11 protein-coding genes and 1 tRNA gene are annotated in these 19,954 nt (G+C 63.1%); 4 read left to right on the top strand and 8 right to left on the bottom strand.

Annotated features, from left to right (window positions below; all coding sequences use genetic code 11):
- Positions 1-139 precede the first annotated feature (139 nt).
- Both BMY30_RS08725 and BMY30_RS08720 read right to left on the bottom strand, forming a co-directional pair.
- Positions 140-514, bottom strand: coding sequence for a histone-like nucleoid-structuring protein, MvaT/MvaU family (locus tag BMY30_RS08725; RefSeq protein ID WP_089712630.1), 375 nt, complete (start codon positions 512-514; stop codon positions 140-142).
- Between the two features lie 441 nt (positions 515-955).
- A tRNA-Arg gene (locus tag BMY30_RS08720) sits at positions 956-1,032 on the bottom strand.
- A gap of 223 nt (positions 1,033-1,255) precedes the next feature.
- Here BMY30_RS08720 and BMY30_RS08715 point away from each other — a divergent pair.
- A complete protein-coding gene (locus BMY30_RS08715) occupies positions 1,256-2,149 on the top strand; it encodes a c-type cytochrome (protein WP_089712627.1) in 894 nt (297 codons plus the stop codon).
- 67 nt (positions 2,150-2,216) lie between these two features.
- Here the strand turns inward: BMY30_RS08715 and rep are convergent, their stop codons facing one another.
- The 3 genes from rep to pyrE all read right to left on the bottom strand — a co-directional run bounded on the left by rep (position 2,217) and on the right by pyrE (position 5,598).
- Positions 2,217-4,283 carry a DNA helicase Rep gene (gene rep, locus BMY30_RS08710; protein WP_089712626.1) on the bottom strand — a complete coding sequence of 689 codons (2,067 nt, stop codon included), beginning with the start codon at positions 4,281-4,283 and terminating at the stop codon, positions 2,217-2,219.
- Positions 4,283-4,831 (bottom strand): tRNA (uridine(34)/cytosine(34)/5-carboxymethylaminomethyluridine(34)-2'-O)-methyltransferase TrmL, encoded by a 549-nt coding sequence (gene trmL, locus BMY30_RS08705; protein ID WP_089712624.1) that lies wholly within the window; start codon positions 4,829-4,831, stop codon positions 4,283-4,285. The genes rep and trmL overlap by 1 nt, the downstream gene beginning before the upstream one ends.
- A gap of 95 nt (positions 4,832-4,926) precedes the next feature.
- A complete protein-coding gene (gene pyrE / locus BMY30_RS08700; protein WP_089712648.1) occupies positions 4,927-5,598 on the bottom strand; it encodes an orotate phosphoribosyltransferase in 672 nt (223 codons plus the stop codon).
- A 158-nt stretch (positions 5,599-5,756) separates the two neighbouring features.
- Between pyrE and BMY30_RS08695 the strand changes: the two genes are divergently transcribed.
- Positions 5,757-6,524, top strand: a complete 768-nt coding sequence (locus BMY30_RS08695; RefSeq protein WP_089712622.1) for an exodeoxyribonuclease III — start codon at positions 5,757-5,759, stop codon at positions 6,522-6,524.
- Positions 6,525-6,651: 127 nt separating this feature from the next.
- Here the strand turns inward: BMY30_RS08695 and rph are convergent, their stop codons facing one another.
- Entirely contained in the window at positions 6,652-7,389 is a 738-nt protein-coding gene (gene rph, locus BMY30_RS08690) for a ribonuclease PH (RefSeq protein WP_089712620.1), read from the bottom strand.
- 128 nt (positions 7,390-7,517) lie between these two features.
- Here rph and BMY30_RS08685 point away from each other — a divergent pair, with 128 nt between their 5' ends.
- The gene (locus tag BMY30_RS08685) at positions 7,518-8,381 is read left to right on the top strand and encodes a YicC/YloC family endoribonuclease (protein WP_089712618.1); all 864 of its coding nucleotides are present in this window, start codon (positions 7,518-7,520) and stop codon (positions 8,379-8,381) included.
- Between the two features lie 348 nt (positions 8,382-8,729).
- Entirely contained in the window at positions 8,730-9,986 is a 1,257-nt protein-coding gene (locus tag BMY30_RS08680; protein WP_089712615.1) for a tyrosine-type recombinase/integrase, read from the top strand.
- Positions 9,987-10,423: 437 nt separating this feature from the next.
- Here BMY30_RS08680 and BMY30_RS08675 read toward each other — a convergent pair whose 3' ends face one another.
- Positions 10,424-15,208 (bottom strand): hypothetical protein, encoded by a 4,785-nt coding sequence (locus BMY30_RS08675; RefSeq protein WP_089712613.1) that lies wholly within the window; start codon positions 15,206-15,208, stop codon positions 10,424-10,426.
- Positions 15,201-19,934 carry a hypothetical protein gene (locus tag BMY30_RS08670; RefSeq protein WP_089712611.1) on the bottom strand — a complete coding sequence of 1,578 codons (4,734 nt, stop codon included), beginning with the start codon at positions 19,932-19,934 and terminating at the stop codon, positions 15,201-15,203. The genes BMY30_RS08675 and BMY30_RS08670 overlap by 8 nt, the downstream gene beginning before the upstream one ends.
- Positions 19,935-19,954 lie beyond the last annotated feature (20 nt).

Here is a 19,954-nt window from a genome sequence, read left to right as displayed (position 1 = left end):
TTTTCTCTCCCGAGCATTTTTTGCAGCCGATGGTCCTGCTAAGGTTGAGTTTGGTGCCACATCAGCTTTCTCTGTAAGACCGCTCTTGGCCGAAAGCTGCCCTGCCCACCGATGGGTTGGTGGGCAGGATTGAAGTGCTTTAGTCTTCTGTTCTTACCAGCCAGCCTTCAACGGTTTCTGCGCCGTGCTCCTCCTTCCATGCCTTCAGCGTCTTCTGGTTGCCGCCGCGTGTCTCGACGACCTCGCCGGTGTTCGGGTTCTTGTAGATCTTCAGCTTGCGCTTAGCGCGTCCAGTGCTCTTGGCGCTGCTGGAGGTCTTGTCAGCGTCCTGTGTTGGGTCCAGCAGCTTGATGACGTCTGCTGCGGACTTGTCGAATTCACGCATCAGGGTCTCGAGATGGCTCTTGAAGTCCAGCTCGGTCTTGAGGCGCTCATCGTTTTTCAGCTTATCTAATTCTTCCTGGAGCTGTTTCAATTGCTGTTCTTTCTGCAGATAAGAATTCAGGATCGACATGATGTCACCTCTCTTGGATAAATGGCGTGCAAGTATGATCGTTATTGAAACCTGCTTCAACATAAACCAATCAGGCCAGCGAACTACTGGTCTTGGGAAGTCCCTACGTATCCAAACGCTCACTCAGCGACACCGCTTCCGGTAGGGGACATGATCAGCAAGGCCATTGCTGACCGGGTGGTGGTAGCCCGCAAGAAGGCCAATATTGATGAGGCACAACGCATCGATAACTGCCAGTGAGCCGATAATGCTGCTAGAGGGGTGGGGTGAGCCGAACTGATTGTGGACCACCTCTATCCTCGTGTGCCCAACTGCGTGCCCATCATCGGCCAGAAGTCAATCAGTAAATGCAGATATATCGCAAGTAGCTTCAAACGTGGGCACGGTTTGGGCACACGCAAGAAAAAGGGCCTACGAGATTATCGTAAGCCCTTGAATTCGTGGTGCGCCCGGCAGGATTCGAACCTGCGACCCTCGGCTTCGGAGGCCGATACTCTATCCAACTGAGCTACGGGCGCACATGCCTGACGGTGGGTGCCAGGCGGTCGACATCGTACCCGCCAGCCCCGGCGCTGTCCAGCGGCCGTCCCGCTCGCCCGCGGCCATGGTATGAGCCGCGAGATTTTCCAGGCGTTGGCGATGCCGGTATACTGACCAGCAGTTAATGCGCGCCATGGTGTTCACCGGCTGACGTGAAGCCGAGCGTGATTCCGAAGACAGGACCGTCGAGAGGTGGTGAGAGTGAAATCCAGCAAGCTGATCATAGGGTGTCTGGCCACCTTGGGCCTGACCGTAGGAGGTAGCGCCGTTGCTCAGGACGACGCAGAGCGTGCCGCTATCGCAGAGCGTCTGGAACCCGTGGGAGAACTCTGCCTGCAGGGCGAGGACTGCGGCACCAGCATGGCGGCCAGTAGCGGTGGCGGTGACACCTCGGGTGGTGGTGGCAGCGTGGATGGCGAAGGTATCTACAACAATGTCTGCATGGCCTGTCACGAGACCGGCGCCGCTGGTGCCCCCGTACGCGGCGACGAGGCCGCGTGGAGCGAGCGCACCGGCAAGGGCTTCGAGACCCTGCTGAGCCATTCCATCAACGGCTTCAACGCCATGCCGGCCAAGGGCGGCAACCCCAACCTCTCCGATAAGGAAGTGGAAGCGGCAACCGCCTATCTGGTCGAACCGGTAATGGAAGTGCCGGAACTGGGCGGCGACGAGGAAGCTGCCTCCAGCGATGAAGGTGCTGCTTCTGGCGAAGAGGAAGCTGCCTCCGCCGAGGAAGGGGCCGCTTCTGGCGAAGAAGAAGCTGCTTCCACCGAGGGAGATTCGGCTTCCGGCGAAGAGGAAACCGCTGGCACCGAGGAAGAAACCGCCTCCGGTGACGAACCGTCCCATGCCGGCATCGATGGCGAGGCCATTTACAACCAGGTATGCATGGCCTGCCACATGACCGGCGCCGCCGGTGCCCCGGTTCGCGGTAACGCCGATCAGTGGGCGGACCGTATGTCCAAGGGCATGGAGACCCTCTATAACAACTCGATCAATGGCTTCAACGCCATGCCGGCCAAGGGAGGTAACCCCAGCCTCTCCGACGACGAGGTGAAGGCTGCCACCGACTACCTGGTCGAGCCGGTGCAGTAACTTTCCGACCACGGCAAAGCTTGCGGGGCGCCTCTGGGCGCCCCGCTTGCGTCTGGGCATAGAGCCCTCAGCCCAACAGAGAGCGCAGCCCGGCGATGGCGTCCTTTCCTCGGGCCTGCTTCTTCTCCGGGTCTTCCCGGTCAGCGCGACCCTCCCATTCGAGATCATCGTCCGGCAACTCGTCGAGGAAGCGGCTGGGTGTGCAGTCCATCAGTTCACCATAGGTCTTGCGCTGACGCGCCAGCGTAAGAGTCAGGGTGCGCCGCGCACGGGTGATGCCCACATAGGCCAAGCGACGCTCCTCCTCCACGGTGCCCGCCTCGATGGCGTTGCGGTGGGGCAGCAGTTCTTCCTCCAGGCCCATCAGGTAGACATGGGGAAACTCCAGGCCCTTGGAGGCATGCATGGTCAACAGCTGGACGCGGTCGGAGTCGTCTTCCTCGGCCTGCTGCTCGAGGATGTCACGCAGCACCAGCCGCGAGATGGCCGACTCCACATCATTGGTCTCGGTCTCCGTGCTGGCCGTGTCCTCAGGATCACGGTTCATGGACTTCTCCAATTGGTCGACCAGTACCCAGACGTTGGCCATACGCCGTTCGGCGATGGTCGGCGCGCTGGCGTTCTGGTAAAGCCAGGCCTCGTAATCCATTTCGTGCAGCATGCCACGGATGGCGTCGATGGCATCGCCCTGATCCATGCGTCGACGCACGCCATCGATGAAGTGGGTGAAGCGCCCCAGTCGCTCCACGGCACGCACCGGCAGTTGCTGCTCCAGACCCAGTTCGTGACAGGCGGCGAACAGCGAGATACTGCGCCCGCTGGCCTGGTCGTTGGCATAGTTGGCGAGCTTCTCCAGGGTGCCGGGGCCGATCTCGCGGCGCGGCACGTTGACGATGCGCAGGAAGGCATTGTCGTCGGCCGGATTGATGAGCAGCCGCAGATAGGCCATGGCATCCTTGATCTCGTTACGCGAGAAGAAGGAGGTACCCCCGGAGAGCTTGTAGGGAATCTGGTAGTGCTGCAGCTTGAGCTCCAGCAGCCGAGCCTGGAAGTTGCCGCGATAGAGCACCGCAAAATCGCGCCACTCGGCCTTCTCCTTGATGCGCCGGGTGAGGATCTCGCTGGCCACGCGCTCGGCCTCGGCCTCCTCGTGGCGATTGACTACCACACGAATCGCCGCCCCCTCGCCCATCTCCGACCACAGGGTCTTGTCGTAGACGTGGGGGTTGTTGGCAATCAGTGTATTGGCGGTACGCAGGATGGTGCCGGTGGAGCGGTAGTTCTGCTCCAGCTTGATCACCTTGAGGCGCGGAAAGTCTTCGCCCAGGGTGACCAGGTTCTCGGGGCGCGCCCCGCGCCAGGCGTAGATCGACTGGTCGTCGTCGCCCACCACGGTGAAGGTCGCGCGCTCGCCCATCAGTAGCCGAACCAGCAGGTACTGGCTGATATTGGTGTCCTGATACTCGTCCACCAGCATGTAGTGGATCTTGCGCCGCCAGCGTGCCAGCGCCTCGGTGTCGTCGCGCAGCAGCACCACCGGCAGCAGAATCAGGTCGTCGAAGTCCACGGCATTGTAGGCCTTGAGGTGGCGCACATAGGCCTCATAGACCCGGGCGGCATACTGCTCGTCGTCATCGGCCGCATGCGAGAGGGCCTGGCCGGGCAACACCAGATCATTCTTCCACTGGGAGATCTGGTGCTGCACGGCGTTGATCTGGTCGGCATCGACCTGGGCGTCCTTGTTCATCAGGTCGCGCAGCAGGGCCTTGGCATCCTCCGGATCGAACAGCGAGAAGCCCGACCGGTAGCCCAGCGCCTTGAGCTCGCGGCGGATGATGTTGAGCCCCAGGGTATGGAAGGTGGAGACGGTCAGCCCATGCCCCTCCTTGCCCTTGAGCATGCTGCCCACGCGCTCCTTCATCTCCCGGGCGGCCTTGTTGGTGAAGGTCACCGCGGCGATACGCCGGGCGCTCATGCCGCACTCCTGCACCAGGTAGGCGATCTTGGTGGTGATCACGCTGGTCTTGCCGGAGCCCGCCCCGGCCAGCACCAGGCAGGGGCCATCGATGTAACGCACAGCCTCCTGCTGGCGGGGATTGAGGCTAGCAAGGCGATTGGCGATGGTCGGTGACATCAGCGGTTCCTCGCGGACTCTGGCAACACGTCTCCCGCCTTGCCGGAGCCCGGAAGCTCGGACCCCGGAAGCCCGGACCCCGGAAGGCCGGATCCCACGAATCCCAGCTGGCGCCAGGCCTCGTAGACCACCACCGCACAGGCGTTGGAGAGGTTCAGGCTGCGGCTCTCCGCCAGCATGGGAATGCGCAGGCACCGGGATTCGGGCAGGGCGTCGAGCAGCGTCTGGGGCAGGCCACGGGTCTCGGGGCCGAACACCAGAGCATCGCCCTCGCGATAGGCCGGCTGCTCATAGCCGGTGCGCCCGCGTGTCGAGACGGCGAAGACCCGCTCCGGCACCACAGCTTCCAGGAAAGCCTCCCAGTCGGCATGGACGCTGACCCGCGACCATTCGTGGTAGTCGAGCCCGGCGCGCCTCAGGCGCTTGTCATCCAGCACGAAGCCCAGTGGTTCGATTAGGTGCAGGCGGAACCCGGTGTTCGCGCAGAGGCGAATCAGGTTGCCGGTGTTGGGGGGAATCTCGGGCTGATAGAGCACCACATCGAGCATCAACGACTCCTGATATGAAGGGCTCGCAACGCACTCGGGCCCCGTGCGGGGCCCGAAGGAAGAACGGCAAACGCCGGCAGAATGCCGCGGAGCGTTCAGTCGCCTCGCACCCCATAGCGAGCACGGTAGGCGCGGATCGCCTCGGCATGGGGCCGCATCGCCTCGCCGGCGTGCGCTTCGAGGTATTCGAGCACCAGATCCAGGGTAACGATGCTGACCACAGGCATGTCGTAGGCGGTCTCGACCTCCTGGATGGCGCTTTGACGCTTGACTCCATCCTCGGCCTGGCCGAGCTCCTGGCGATCCAGGGCGATCAGCACGCCGGCCGCCCGGGCACCCGCGCCCTCGATCAGGCCCATCGCTTCGCGGATGGCGGTGCCGGCGGTGATCACGTCGTCGATGATCAGGACTCGCCCTTCAAGCGCGGCTCCGACGATGTTGCCGCCCTCACCGTGGCCCTTGGCCTCCTTGCGGTTGAAGGCGTAGGGCATGTCACGGTCATGGTGGTCGGCCAGCGCCACGGCGGTGGTGGCCGCCAGCGGGATGCCCTTGTAGGCCGGACCGAACAGCACGTCGACCTCGAGGCCGCTGTCCTGAATGGCCCTCGCGTAGAAGCGCCCCAGCCGCGCCAGGGCGCCGCCGCTACGGAACAGGCCGGCGTTGAAGAAATAGGGGCTGACCCGGCCAGACTTCAGGGTGAATTCGCCGAAGCTCAACACGCCCTGTTCGATGGCAAACTCGATGAACTCCCGCTGGTAATCCTGCATGCACTGCGTGCCGGGCTGGTCCGCCACAGGGCCTCCTCTTCACGGTCAGGGACCTGGCATCTCGGTCAAGGGCCTATATCACGTCTATCGACCGGGGCCATTTACCCAAACGTCGAAACGTCGGGTATCATACACGCGCGACGCAAAAGGGACCATGTATGAAAATCGCCACCATCAATGTCAACGGCATCCGCGAAGCCGTCAGCCGAGGCTTTCTCGACTGGCTGGCCGGCCAGGACGCCGATGTCGTCTGCGTCCAGAATCTCAAGGCCAAGAGCTTCGAGCTGGACGACAGCATCCTCTATCCGGAAGGCTACGAGGGCTACTTCCTCGATGCCGAACAGGAGGGTTTCTCGGGGGTCGGCCTCTACTGCCGCAAGATCCCCAAGGCGATCATGTACGGGCTGGGGTTTCCCCAATGCGACCATGAGGCTCGCTTCCTGCAGGCCGATTACGACCGCTTCAGCGTCGCCAGCTTCCTGATGCCCGACGGCAGCGACGTTGCCGCCAAGCAGACCTTCATGGCCCAGTATCAGGAATACCTGTCGAAGATGGCCCGCAAGCGGCGCGAGTACATCATCTGTGGCACCTGGCATGTCGCGCACAAGACCCTCGACCTGCAGAACTGGACCGACAACCAGACCACGCCCGGCTTCAAGCCCGAAGAACGCGCCTGGATGGACCAGATGTTTGGTCCCACCGGCTTCATCGACACCTTCCGCGAGATCAACCGCGACGCCGGCGAGTACACCTGGTGGCCCAGGCTCGACCAGGAGGTGCCGCGCTCCCGCCAGGAAGGCTGGCGCATCGACTATCAGGTGGTGGGGCCCGAGTTCCGCCGCCACGTGGTGGACGCCTGGATCGACTACGATGCCACCTTCTCGGAGTTCGCCCCGCTGATCGTCGAGTATGACCTGACGCTCTGAGCCCGCTCCCTTCGTCGCCGTTCCGGCTCGCCGGAACGCATTGCGCCGGCCTGAATGGCCGGCGCAATGCATTTGGAAAACCCAAACACTCCCAGGGTTGCTCCGTTGACAGACTTCGCCTGGCTGCCTATCGAGGGATACCCAAGGCCTCACGCTGGTGCTCGAACAGCTCGCTGCCGGCCTTCTCGGCCAGGTCGAGCATGGCGTCGAGCTGGGCGCGGCTGAAGGTGCCGGCCTCGGCGGTGCCCTGCACCTCGATCAGGCCGCCTTCCTGGGCCATCACCACGTTCATGTCGGTATCGGCGCTGGAGTCCTCGGGGTAGTCGAGGTCGACCACCGGCAGCCCCTTGAACAGCCCTACCGAGACCGAGCTCACCAGCTGATGGAAGGGATCACCCTTGATCAGCTTCTCGCGCTGCAGGTGGCGGATGGCGTCGATCAGCGCCACGCAGCCGCCTGTGATCGAGGCGGTGCGGGTACCGCCATCGGCCTGGATGACGTCGCAGTCCACGGTGATGGTGAACTCTCCGAGCTTCTTGAGGTTCACTGCCGCGCGCAGCGATCGACCGATCAACCGCTGGATCTCCAAGGTACGGCCGCCCTGCTTGCCGCGCGTCGCTTCGCGACTGCCACGGGTATGGGTGGCTCGGGGTAGCATGCCGTATTCGGCAGTCACCCAGCCCTGTTTCTTGCCGCGCAGCCAGCGCGGCACGCCGACCTCGACGCTGGCGTTGCACAACACCTTGGTGTCGCCAAACTCCACCAGCACTGAGCCTTCGGCGTGGCGGGTATAGTCGCGGGTGAGACGGATCTCGCGGGACTGGTCGGGGGCGCGTCCGCTGGGACGCCGGATCTCCGAAGACATGGCACCTCTCTTGAATCGGGTTGGTGACAGGACGTCACGCTGTGGAATGGCGGCCATTCTACACGCTATCGCCGGGGAATCGGTTACACTGCCCGGCCCAGAGAGATCACGGCGCATCGGGAGGCACCATGGCCCATAGCATGACCGCCTTTTCACGCCAGGATCGCGATACCGCGGCCGGCAGCCTGCAGCTCGAGCTTCGCTCGGTAAACCAGCGCTACCTGGAACCCCACTTCCGCCTGCCGGAGGCACTGCGCGACCTGGAGCCGCTGTTCCGCGAGGCCCTGCGCTCGCGCCTGGCCCGCGGCAAGGTCGAATGCACCCTGCGCTTCGAGCCCACCGGCGACGAGGCCGCACCGGCCGTCGACCGCAGCCGCCTGGCAGCCCTCGCCACGGCCCTGGAGGAGATCCGCGAAAGCGTTCCCGGGGCCGCCATGCCCGATGCCCTGAGCCTGCTCGACCACCCCGGCGTGCTGGACCGCCGCGGTCCCGACATGGAGGCCGTCAAGCAGGAAGCCTTGGCGCTCTTCCAGGCCGCCCTGGACGACCTGGTCGCTGGCCGCGCCCGCGAGGGGGAGAAGCTTGCCGCGCTGATCCACGAACGGCTGACTGCCGTGAATGCCCAGGTTGACGAGGTGCGCCGGCTGATGCCGAAGATCCTCGAGCGCCAGCGCGCCCAACTGCTGGAGCGGCTGGAGGCAATGCGCGCTGAGCTGGAGCCCCAGCGGCTCGAGGCTGAGCTGGTCCTGCTCGCCCACAAGGCCGACGTCGACGAGGAACTCGATCGTCTGGCCACTCACGTGGCCGAAGTGGAACGCCAGCTCGGTCAGCAGGGCCCGGTAGGTCGCCGCCTGGACTTCCTGATGCAGGAGCTCAACCGCGAGGCCAATACCCTGTCATCCAAGTCGGTGGTGGCCGCCACCACCCGCTGTGCCGTGGAGCTCAAGGTGCTGATCGAACAGATGCGCGAGCAGATCCAGAACATCGAGTGATGTCCACGGGCTTCCACCAGCATCCATATCCTATTGTTTTTTATGAAACATCAGGTGAAGGCTGTCTACGGATGTCTACGAAAATCTAGCTTAAGCCACCGCCAAGTGGGGAGTACAATGGGGAGTACATTGGCTTACTCCCCACCAAGAGGCGCGATTTTCCCATGGGTACTCCCCACTGCAAACACTCACCCCGAGACTACCCACCCTTTCCAGTGACAGCCCTCCCCTGCCAACCAGGCGCCATAGGCCGTGTAAACATGCACTTGATGAGGCGTGCCCTACCCTGGTCTCCAAGAACTCAAACATTTGTTTCAAATTTTTTGATGGCGCTCTCTGGGAGGGGTAATGGGTAGCTTCACTGCCAAGAAGGTCCAGGCCCTGATCAAGGACGGCAAGCCGGGACGCTACAACGACGGCAACGGCCTGTACCTGATGATCCCCGGTAAGGGAGCGCCTTACTGGATGCTTCGGTATACCGTCGCTGGAAAGCGTCGTGAGATGACGCTGGATAAATTTGCGGACCTGTCCCTGGCTGAGGCGCGCGAGCAGGCTGGAGAGGCCCGGAAGGCTATCCGCAACGGCGCCGACCCCATCGAAGAGCGCAAGCGTGAAGAGCGGGTCGTCATCCACACCGTCCAGGAGCTGTTCAGCGACTGGTACCAGGACCTGGAGAAGCGCCTCAAGCACCCAAACATCCCGAAGCGGATCTTCGAGAAAGAGATCGCCCCCTCCATCGGGCATCTCACTCTGGATAGCGTCACCCCCATGGACGTGCGGGCCATTGTCAGAAAGGTTGCTGATACTGGCCGCCCGGCCATCGCAAACGACACCCTGATGTACCTGAAGCAGCTGTTTAATCACGCCATCAAGCTGGGGCTGCTCACCTACAACCCGGCTGCGGCCTTCAACGTCAACGATGCAGGCGGCCTCGAGAAAAGCCGCGACCGGGCGCTAAGCATCGATGAGCTTCGCCATGTCTTCCAGGTCTTCAGGGACAACAGTGACAGCTTCAGCCGCGACAACTACCTCGCCTGCGCGCTGCTGCTCGTCCTGGGGGTACGCAAGACCGAGCTGACCGAAGCCCAGTGGTCTGAGTTCGACCTGAAGGGAAAGCAGTGGGAGCTTTCAGGTAAACGCAGCAAGACAGGCGCTGGGATCGTCATTCCCCTCCCCCCACAAGCCGTGGTCTGGCTGGAAGAGCTCAAGGTCCGCGCTTGCGGTTCGCCGTACGTCTTTCTCAGCCGGCGCCGCAGCAAGCGGCCCCACATGGGCAAGGACACCCTGAATCGCGCCATTGCCAAGCTGTTCGGCAAGGAGCCAGGCAAGAAGCCGCAGCCAGAGAACAGAATGGGCGATATCGCCGAGTTCACGGTACACGACCTGCGCCGCACCTGTCGCAGCCTGCTGGCTGCTGCTGGCGTGCCGGGTCATGTCGCGGAGCGCTGCCTGAACCACAAGCTCAAGGGCGTTGAAGGCATCTACGACCGACATGACTACTTCGAAGAGCGGAAAGAGGCCCTCACAAAGGTGGCAGCGCTCGTTGAGCCTGCAATCAATGGTATTGCTGAATTCGAAGCAAAAACTCATCAATTAATTAGTTAATATTAATTTAATAAATGCGGCTCACCATTTCCTAGGTGTGATGCTAATTGAACTTCACGCTGGTTAAGCTAGAGTCGGCGACGCTCCTCATGGGTAACACTCCAGCTTTCGCGACTGGTCTGGAGAAGTCTACAGCCTCCCGAGAGACATTGCTGAAATAACTCTAGCATATACCATCGAGAACAAAGTTAAAGCGACCTACCGCCGTGCTAATTTATTCGAGAAACGGCGGCAATAATACAGGAGTGAACTGGCTTGATCGCGTGCGAGAGAAGTACGACCGTCCAGCCTCATGCCTCTCAAACAGGACTCTTGCCTCCCTCAAGCGGGTAGCACTGGTTGTGATTATTGGTCGCCATGTATATTTTCAAGTCACCAGTACGTCCAAAGCGTGCACAGATCGACCATCTGTTGCACAGCGTCGCGGCCCGACTGGCTCAGATTATCACGACATCTTGGCGAACTCGGTGCTCGACTAAAGTATCGCCATTTCTTGCCATCTCCGGCAGTCGGATCTCGCGAAGTTCGCCGGTTCCGTCCGCTCCGGTCCTTCGGGTCCGTACTAGTCGCTCCGTCAGGCGGCCATCAACCTCCACCATGGCGTACTGCGTTACGGAAAAGTCGTATACCAAGGTGCGTGCATCGTCCGGGTGAGCCCGATCGACAACATCGTCAACTACCACTGCCGTATCCGCGCCGTCGCGTACTTCGACCGGATAGCCGACATCCACCCACGCGTAGCCGCGCGGATCACCCTCTACGGCGAGCGCAAGGTCGACCCGGCGGCGCACCACTATCCGATACAACCACTCTCGCACGATTTCCGAGCCCTCCAGCGACTCAAAACGCATAGGCGGCCGATTCGTCAGCACCCTGAAGTGCAACTCTACGATAGGCTCGACCAAGTCTGGGTCCGGGTCGTTGCGGTACTCGCTGAGCCGGACCTCGAACTCACGCGTCTCTGGGCGGTAATACGGCGTCCACTCTGTGCTGCGCGAAAGCAAGTAACGTTTATCATTCGGCAGGGCGAAAATCCCATTTTCATCCAGGTCAATCGCTCTCGCGAGACGATATCGGTACAGCCAGTTACCATCCATCGCAAAGCGTGGTTCGCCGTTGGCGAGGTAGTAGTCAACAAATGCGGGCACTGTTCGTACATCGGCGCCGATGCGGCGTTCAAGCTCGATTATGCCGCTGACGCTTGACAGCCCCTGCTCCGGGCGAATAAGGACATCCTCGTCTGTAGCATCGCCCACATCGTCCGGCTCGACCGGCTTTCCGAGAAGCCAAGTGCCTGCCAGCAACTCGGCGTCGGCGGCGTCAAGCGGCGCGTCCACATCAGCGCTGTCGATAGATTCGATCGCCGTCCACGGTGTCCGTTCGACATCGAGGGAGCGCAGCCGAGGAGTCTCATCCTCGCTCACGCGCTTGCGCTGCCGAAGTACTACGAGGCGGGCGCCAACCGACTCGCGAGGATCGATCCACGAGAAGACCAGTCGCGGATTGTTGCGCGCCTTCGACACCGTGTCGATCGTCTCAGGCAGGAACCGGCGGTGCGCTTCCGTCTCGGGGTTGAGCTCGTCGCCAACACGCCGCACCGGCGGCCCGGCGACCACCGCCACGGGTGGGGCTGGCTCCACAGTCATAGCCGCAGCTAGGGGGACCGCATCACGCCGTGCAGCGCGGGCTTCACGGCCGTGGGCCGACACCGATACCATCCACCAGCAGAAGAATTCTGGATAACCGCCACCCACGGGTACGTCCAACTCGTATGACGACTCCGCCTCAAAGTCCGTAATCGGCACGTCCACACGCGGCTGGCCCGCGAAGCCAATAAGGCGCGCGGCGGAGGGCAGGCTCGCGTCGTTGAGCGCACGCAGCGTCAGTATCGGCTGTGCGCTCTCGGGTGAATCAACCTCCGCTAGAAGCGCAAACACGGGTGTCGTATCGTCACTCGCCGCCAAGCGCACAAGTGTCGGCTGGCCATGCTCTGCGATCGCGAGAAAGCGCTCCCTGCCGTCATCAACAGGGCCTTGAAGCCGGTAGCGCGGTGGCGTCTCAGCGATCAGCTCACCGCGCACGTCGAAAGTGGCGTAGCCAGCCGCGTCGGCCGTCTCAATCGGCGAGCGCACAGCGTAGATACGCGTGAGTACCGCCTCGGCCTCCGTGTCCGAATTAGGCGCATGGAGCGCGAACGGGCGGTACCGCCATCGCAGCGTCTTCACGCCGCGGAACCCAACCGTCGAGTGCTGGCGTAGGACACGCTCCGCCGGGCGCGCATCCAGTTCCTCTGCAAGCATCTGACGCAATACAGCGTAGCGGTCCGTGTAGATCACGTCGGGCCGGGTGCCACAACGGTCGAGCGCCCGGCGCATCGCACTCTCGCACATCACCTGCTGGCCGACGGTGAGGGCGCGATCGGTGCCTGCCCAGGGCTCGGGCCGCAACGGCAAGCCGTTTCGCGCGAAATCGTGTGCCAGCAGTCGCAGCAAAACGTGGTCGCGGCGCACCCGCCCCGGTGGCAGCACCGGGCTAGCCGCGATCAGCGGTAGGTCGGCGTCGATCGCCGTGACACCCCGCGGCTCAGCGTCATTGACCACGCGAATAGGATCGGTGACTGCAACGTCAGAGACCCGCGGAGTGTCGGCAATCCTCTGCAAGGACTCTTTGAAGACGTCGCCGTCCGGGATGTATAGGACGGCGCGGCGGCCTTCACTCGTCTCGCTCGGCACAACGTTCTGGAACCAGAATGGCGCGCGGTCGCTGGCGATCGAGAAGCCGACGGCAACTGCGTATTCGAACCCGCGGTCACCCCACTCGAGTGGGAAGTCGTGGTTCCAGCTCTCGCCCGACGTGGGGGGACCGATATCGGCCACGCGATGGAATTCCACGAAGCCACGTTCGCGCATCTCCTGGAGTTGGTGCGTCCACTGCGGCAACGAGAACACGCCGCCGTGCTGGCTCATCAGGTCGGCCCTCTCCGGTTCCGGCGGCGCGCGGTCGAGGATGCGCCGACGAAACACCACGACGTGGGCGCGCAGTATGTCCTTATCGACCCGCACCGCTATTGCTCCGTCGTGCTCGGCGAGGTTGTTGCGGTACGGCGTCTGCCAGCGAGTTTCGAGGCTCATCGACTCCTCGTCAAACGTCACGGAGAAAACGTCGTCCCCATCCTCGCTTACCGCAAGCGGCGGGCCGAGCAGTGGCGCCCGCCAGCGCGGACTGAACAGATTGGAGGCGAATTCGCCGGCCTGCGCGTCGTTGGCCAGCACCGCCACAGGAGCGCTCTCCTGTTCGAACGCATCCACCGACGTCACCCAAAACCGGTAGCGCTGGGGACGGTCGGTTAGATGATTGCCGTCGCGATCATGTTCTGGCGTCCAATCGTCGGCGAGCGCGCCAAACGGGTCCCAGCCGCGTACCACATCGGCCGGTACTCGGATCGGACTACGCATACCCTTGCGGAGATCGAGCGACCATGTGGTCATCCCTTCGCGTCCAGCCGGTGGCAAAGGCCGGGAGCCTTCCTGTGCGCCGACATCCACATCGGGGGCCTCGCTCGGATCGATGGTGCGCGTGGGTGCCTCGAAGACAGGGGACCAAGGCGGATCGGCGAGCGCTCGCGCCACCGCTGGGTGTGCCACTTCCCTGCTTCCGGGAAACGAGGGTGCGAGGTCGCGTGCGAACGAGTAACGGCGCGTTATGCGCCAGGGCTTGAGTGTATCGAGTGGCGGATCCGCATCAGGGTTGTCAAAGTAGTGCTGCATCCCGGGCGCGCCTTCCCAGATGCCGTAGACATTGTAGGAGAAGACGCTCCTGGCTCCTCTCGGTTGAGCTGGCGGGTTGATCAGGATCTGTAGCTTGCCCTCCCCCGTCTGATAGGCCACCGAAGGTTCAGCGGGGCGGCCGGGTGTGCCGACGTCACCGGCATTTGACTGCGCGAGGTCGTAGTTGATCTGAGCGCCTTTCGGCGCTGGCGGTGGCAACGATGAGCCTTTCCTTACGGCGCGTTTCAGCTCCAACGCCGCTCGCAGCGGTGGCGCTTCCCCCGTCTCCCAGCGCGCGGGCCGCGGGTCGACCTCGAGGATATTGCCAGGCGTCTCGACCTTGCCGTCCACGAGCGGGCGATCGGCGCGATCATTCCCAGGGCCTGGGGAATGCTCAACGCTTACCTCAATGGTGTCGCCGTAATGAATCCAACCGTCGACGGTTTCCGCGGAGAACCGCCCGACGGTCACGCCGGTACCCATGACCTCCGATGCCGGGTAGACCGCTCCGCGGGCACCGTCGTCGCAGGCCGCGACCGGTGCATCCGGGTTGCACCAGAAATCGATGAGCGTGCCCCCCTGCAGTGCACGCAGCCGCAGGTGCTGCCGCGCCTGCGATCGGCCGTTGCTCTCTGCGTCGAGGCGCTCGATGAGCGTCTCGTCGTCGAGCGCGCTCGAAACCAGCGCACCGTGCGCGACGTCCTCGGCGAGCTCTTCCGCAGTCCGGGACGCATCATTCAGGCGGAAGATTCCGGGCATCTCAAACGCAGCCGGGACGCGCAACTGCCCAAGTCGCACCCCGGCGATCAGGCGCACGTGCGCGCGGCTCAGGTGGAGGGGCAAGTCGAGCGGACGCAGGCGCTGCCTCACTAGGAACTGTCCCAGTCGCCGGGCGGAGCGTTCGGCGGCCAGTTCGATATCATCACCGAGCGCGCGCAGGCCATTGTTCATGCTCCGGATGCCGTCGAGGCGCTGGCGCATCGCCGGCGCGACCGTGTTCGCGAGTCGCCAAGCCTGACGCGACGGGGTCGACTCCTGCAGCAGGTGAATCATGCCCAGGGGATGGCTGTACTCGAGACGCTCGCCGTAGCGCAGCGAGCCGCCGGCCGCGTGGGCTGGGACGACTGGTCCTCCCGGAACCTGCGCGCGTGCCCAATAGCGCGGGCTCCCGTCGGGCGACGTGCCGATGACCTCCGCCACGCGCGGCGGATCGAGCATGAAAAAGTTGCGCGGGCCGCTCTCGATGACGTGCTCCTCTCCCGGGGCACCGAACTTGCCATCTGGGCGCAGGTAGCGGTCCGAGCCCGACAACCGGCAACGTACGCGGAAGCGGTCATCGTCAAGCGGCAGAGCCTCATCGGTGTTGCCAAGCAACCAGCGTACGACCAGCGCATAGTGGCCATCCGCCTCGCGGCGTAGCACCGCCATCGAATGCAGTTTGGTCCTGTCACTCATCGGCGCACTCTCCTTCAGCGGCGGTCCCGCGCTCAAGGCGCTCGAGCAGCGATTCCAGCAGAGTCGGCCCAGACGTCATCAGTGGACCCGATTGCAGCGGACCCAGACACGCCCCGCGTACAAGCCACAAGTCGAACCCGGCGTAACCGTAATAGTCGATGCACATGACGGTCACCTTCAGTTCAATCTCACCTCGGCCGTGAGCTCGGGTCACGCCGCGACGGAGGCTGCCGCAGAAGTGGATCCGCAGTCTGAGCGCGATGTTGATCGTGGCGAGCGTCACGCCAAGAAACTCGGCCGAACCCTGGCCCCAAGCATCACCGTAAACCGCCGCGCTCATCACAACGTCGTACGACTCCGCGCTCAGCGCACCTCTCATCAGCTCGATCGATTGTTCAACCGTCTCTACTAATAGCTGATCCGCTTCCGCAAGGCTCGCGCGCATTAAGCGACTGACGTTGCGATCGAGGGACTCGAGCACTGGAAGTCTATCCGATAGTCCAGCCCGGGCTTCCGTCAGCTCGTTCCAGTTGATCTCGAACTCGATGACCCCACCGAGCGCGACCCCGAGCTCGGCCGACGCCCGGGCGATGTTGGCGCCGCTAAATTCATACGACCGCGTCCAGCCGGCGCGAAGAGCGTATCCAAACCGGATATGCCAGCGCCCATGCCCACCGACCGTTACCTTTTCCACCAACGCTCGATAGCCGCCCCAAAACGTGTTGATCGGGAACATATCGGCGACGTACACCTTCGTCGCCTTGCTCCAGTCGCGCTCAATGTCGGAGCCCCGGGCGAGATCGGGCCAGCCGATGCTGAGCAGGAAGGACGGCTCCGTCCCGTAGCCAATTCCCATGTAGAGCTGGCCTGGGTAAACGAGGTACTTGGGCTGTTTCGGATCCGGTCCGCCAAGCTTGGGCGTGCGAAAACCGACCAGTATGTGTTGGTCGCGCGTGTTTATGGCGGCGGTGAAGCCGATGATTGCCGAATACAGGAACTTTGCCTGTCCGTCGACCCGAAAAAGCCCCGAGTCGGTTACCAGGATTGAGGTCAGGTACTTGGGCGCAGCAGGCGCGTCTTCATCCGCGGGCGAGGCGGCGATGCGCTCGTCCATGTGGAAGTAGCCGGAGCCGGCGATCAATGTGCCAATGTCGGCCGATGGCTTCCACTGGGCGAGCCATGCCCGTTTCTCCTCCAGCGTGCCAGCGGGTGGGCGCACCGCGTTGGCGATGCAAGAGAACGGATTGACGAGCATTTTCCGCAGGTTTCCACCGAAATCGGCATTGCGCGCCACCAACAGGGCCGGCCTCTGAAGCTCGGCGCTGCCGAGTGGGATCGTGCGATCTAACACTGCTGCACCGATCCAATAGGTTAATTCGCCGCGAGTGCCGATCTTCAATAAGAGATGGTTGTCGCCCATTAGCTTCCCGGAGCGAAAGCCGAGGATCCCCCAGAAGTTGCGTTTCTCACCAACCTCGGTGAGTGCATTGCCGGGCAGCGGCTCATGGAAGCCACACGGGTCCCTGAGCTTCTCCATAGGGACATGGTCCGGTGCCCAAGACAGTAGCCCCTGGATCTTGAAGTCGCCAATCGCAAAGTTTGCATCAATCTCATTCACGTAGACATCGAACTCCCACCCCGAGTCCGTCTGCAGTGCCACGAGATCGGCGCCGATGCTCTCGAAACCGACAACGCCGAGGTTTATGCAGCCGCGCACCAGAAACCGGTTGCGCGCCTCACCGAGTTCGAGATAAACCCCTTGAAGCGTGAATGGGAATTTACCGAACAGGTTGGTTTCGCGATCTGTCGGGATGGAAATCTGGATACGCTGGTCGGGCGGCCCAGAGAGGTTCATTACCAAGGAAGCGAGTACCGGGTGCTCGGTGCTGAAGACGGGGAGCGCCGCACCAAGCCCAGCCGACGCGTGCAGTTCGAGGGTAACCGCGATTCGCTTCAGGTCGCTCGTGAGTCCCTTCACACGAACCTTCTCGAAACCCGGCACTGAGTTCGTTTCTAAGAGGTCCGCGTTCTCCACCGCGAGCTCAAACATGCCTATGGGATCAGTATTGGTAACGTCAATGCCGAACCGCCCTCGCACGGCCAGCGGAAGATCTTCGTCGTTTCTTATCCTCTCGAGTGTGCAGGTGAGCTCGCCGCTGCCTCCAGCCGTTTTGCCGCTAGCCCCCGTGAGCACGAGGTTATCGAGTTCGAAGCGCATAAACGACTCCCAACCCTTGGGCGTGAAGTCGTAGCCGACCGCATTCGCGAGCGTCACGTACCACGTTGCTCCGCTCGAATCTTTCCAGCCGTAGCGCAGCATGAGTGCCGAGTTGATAGCCTTGTAGAGCCGTGCCAGCGCGCCGTTCGGATGCTTAGTGATAAAGTCATCGACCTGCGGGTCGGTGACGAACTCGACTGGGATGTCGCGCATCATCACACCGACCCACTGCGCATCGCTTGGATCGCTGCGTCCACTCGCCGTATCCGCAAGCCGAGGCCAAAGCATTGGGTCACGCTCGCCCATGCTCCTCCAATCACCGTTGGTCCAGCCGAGGTAGCCAGGCTCTACCGCGCTTACCGCGCTCAGGTCGAACGCTAAGCCCGGCTTCGCCGCCGGGTCGCGAGCGCGGCTGAGCTCAAAAAGGTAGCGCCGGTGCGCGCCATCCCGCTCGTCGAACATGACCATCGATAGGCCCATCGCAAGCGGCCACTTGAGCAGCTTCACTTCCGGTCCGTCGGGCGTGTTGTCGTCGATGAAGCGTTCTAGCTGCGCTTCGGCCGGGTCGCCGGCAGAAGGGGCGAAGAAGGTCACTAGCACGTCGTTTAGTCCATTTTTCTTGGCGTACTTCCTGAACGCATCATCGCCCAGCTTGGTGTACTTGATCTTGAGATCGTCGTCCGGCAGATACGCCTCAGACGCTTTCATGAGTGGCTTGCGGAAAGCATAGAGCGAAAGCCCGGCTATAAGCGCAGAGTAGGCGAGCAGTTTCTCGCCGGTTGTTAGGTCCTCTGTTTCCGACACCACGGTATACTCGACCTCAACGCCCGCTGTGCCCGTGGCGCGTGCGAGCCCGACCGGCGGGATATCTACCGTTTGATCGATGGCGATCTTAGTACCAGGCCGTTCGAGCAACGCGAAGGTGTCGGGTCTCGAGACAAAGCTTTCTGACCACTTCGGATCCTTGACACGCACGCCAGCCTCGTCGGCAATTAAAATGAGATCTGTGTCACCTTCGCGGCGTTCCAGCTGCCAGCGGCGAAACTCGCTGGCGCGTTGGCCATGGAGGTTCAGCGCAGCCACCGCATGTCCCGGTACCGCCCTCGCGTCTTCGCCCGCACTAAGGCCCAGAGGGGGTCCGCTCAGCACCGGATTGTTAAGCACCAGCGAAGTGTCGGCGCTGCGGTAACGTATGGGGCTCGGCGTTTCCGGGCTGAGACCGGCGGAGATGTCGGCGGTTTCGAGGTCGAGCACGCCCAGCGGGATACCCAGGCGGCGCGAGCCGCCCTGACGGGTGTCGGTCTTCGGTACCAAGAGCGAATGGGTGCACTGCCCGCGGCGGTGCACTTGACCACCAGCCTCAAACTCGAACAAGAACCCGCCCTCGCCAGCGGTCAGGCGCACCGTGGCGAGCGAGGCGTCGAGAATCTCCTGCCGCCCGCGCACGCTAGCCAGACCCTTTATCAGGAGCCCGTAAAAGCGGTCGCGAAGGTCGCGCTGCTGTGCGGCCCCACCCGCTGTCAGCGACGGGTCTTCGTAGCGGATTTCGGCGATGTGGCCAGCTGGGTCGAACGGCCCTTCCTCGGGTATCTCAAGTTCGAAGGCGAAGCACTCACGGCGGCCGAAGAGCATGGTTCCCGCCCCGGCCCCATCACTGCCGACCCGCGCAACCGATATCTCAGGAGCGTGGAAGGCATCGGTGGACAAGAATCCCCCTCGGGCGACCGCGCGGTCTAGGTTGGCAAAGGTACCGGCAAATGACGAGTCGGGATCTAGCGTGAGGCCTGCGGCATGCTGCACGCCTATAGAGAGCGCTCCGGTCGCCCGCGGCTCGAAAGCGAGACAGCCGTCGTCTGCGCCCACGCGATCGCGCAGCCGGAACACCAGCTGACAGCCGTCGGTCGCGGTCAGGTCGACCACGCCGGCATGATCCATCACCATCCCGCCGTCGGCGCCGCCGACATGGATGCCAATAGTGCCGTTGGCATCCGGACGCAGGTAGTACCCTCTGGAGCGGCGGATCGCCGGGTGGGCGAGGCGAAGCAGCGCGTGCTCGTCCACACCGGCCGCTGTCGGGAACCGCACAGTCCGCGCTGCGCCAGGCTGCGCCGTCGGGACGAGCGAGAGCGCTAGGTCCTCAACCGACAGGAGCGGCGGGAGCCCATCGCCTGCGAGCTGCACGAGGAGCAACCGCGACGCGACTAGGCGGGGGCAGCGCGGCGAACCAGCGAGTTCGATTTGCGGCGAGAACGTGAACGCCTGACGTCTTAGCTCGCCTAGCCGCCAGCTCTCGCCTCCCGACACGACGCGACCCACCGTGCCGCTCGGCCCGAATAATACCGGTTTGGAGTCGAAGCGCTTGCCGAGCGCGTCGATACGCAAACTGAAGTAGCCTACGAGGACGTGCGTCGTGCCGGACGGTTCGACCGCGCTGTCGTTGTCGGCGCCGATGAGAGACGCAACGCCCGCGAGTCCCTGCAGTTCCACCCGCGGAGGATTATCGGCCATAGCTGCGCTCCTTTGCGAGC

The organism is Halomonas daqiaonensis (assembly GCF_900109725.1).
Classification (GTDB): Bacteria; Pseudomonadota; Gammaproteobacteria; order Pseudomonadales; family Halomonadaceae; genus Halomonas; species Halomonas daqiaonensis.
This window is presented reverse-complemented; position numbering and strand designations above follow the sequence as displayed.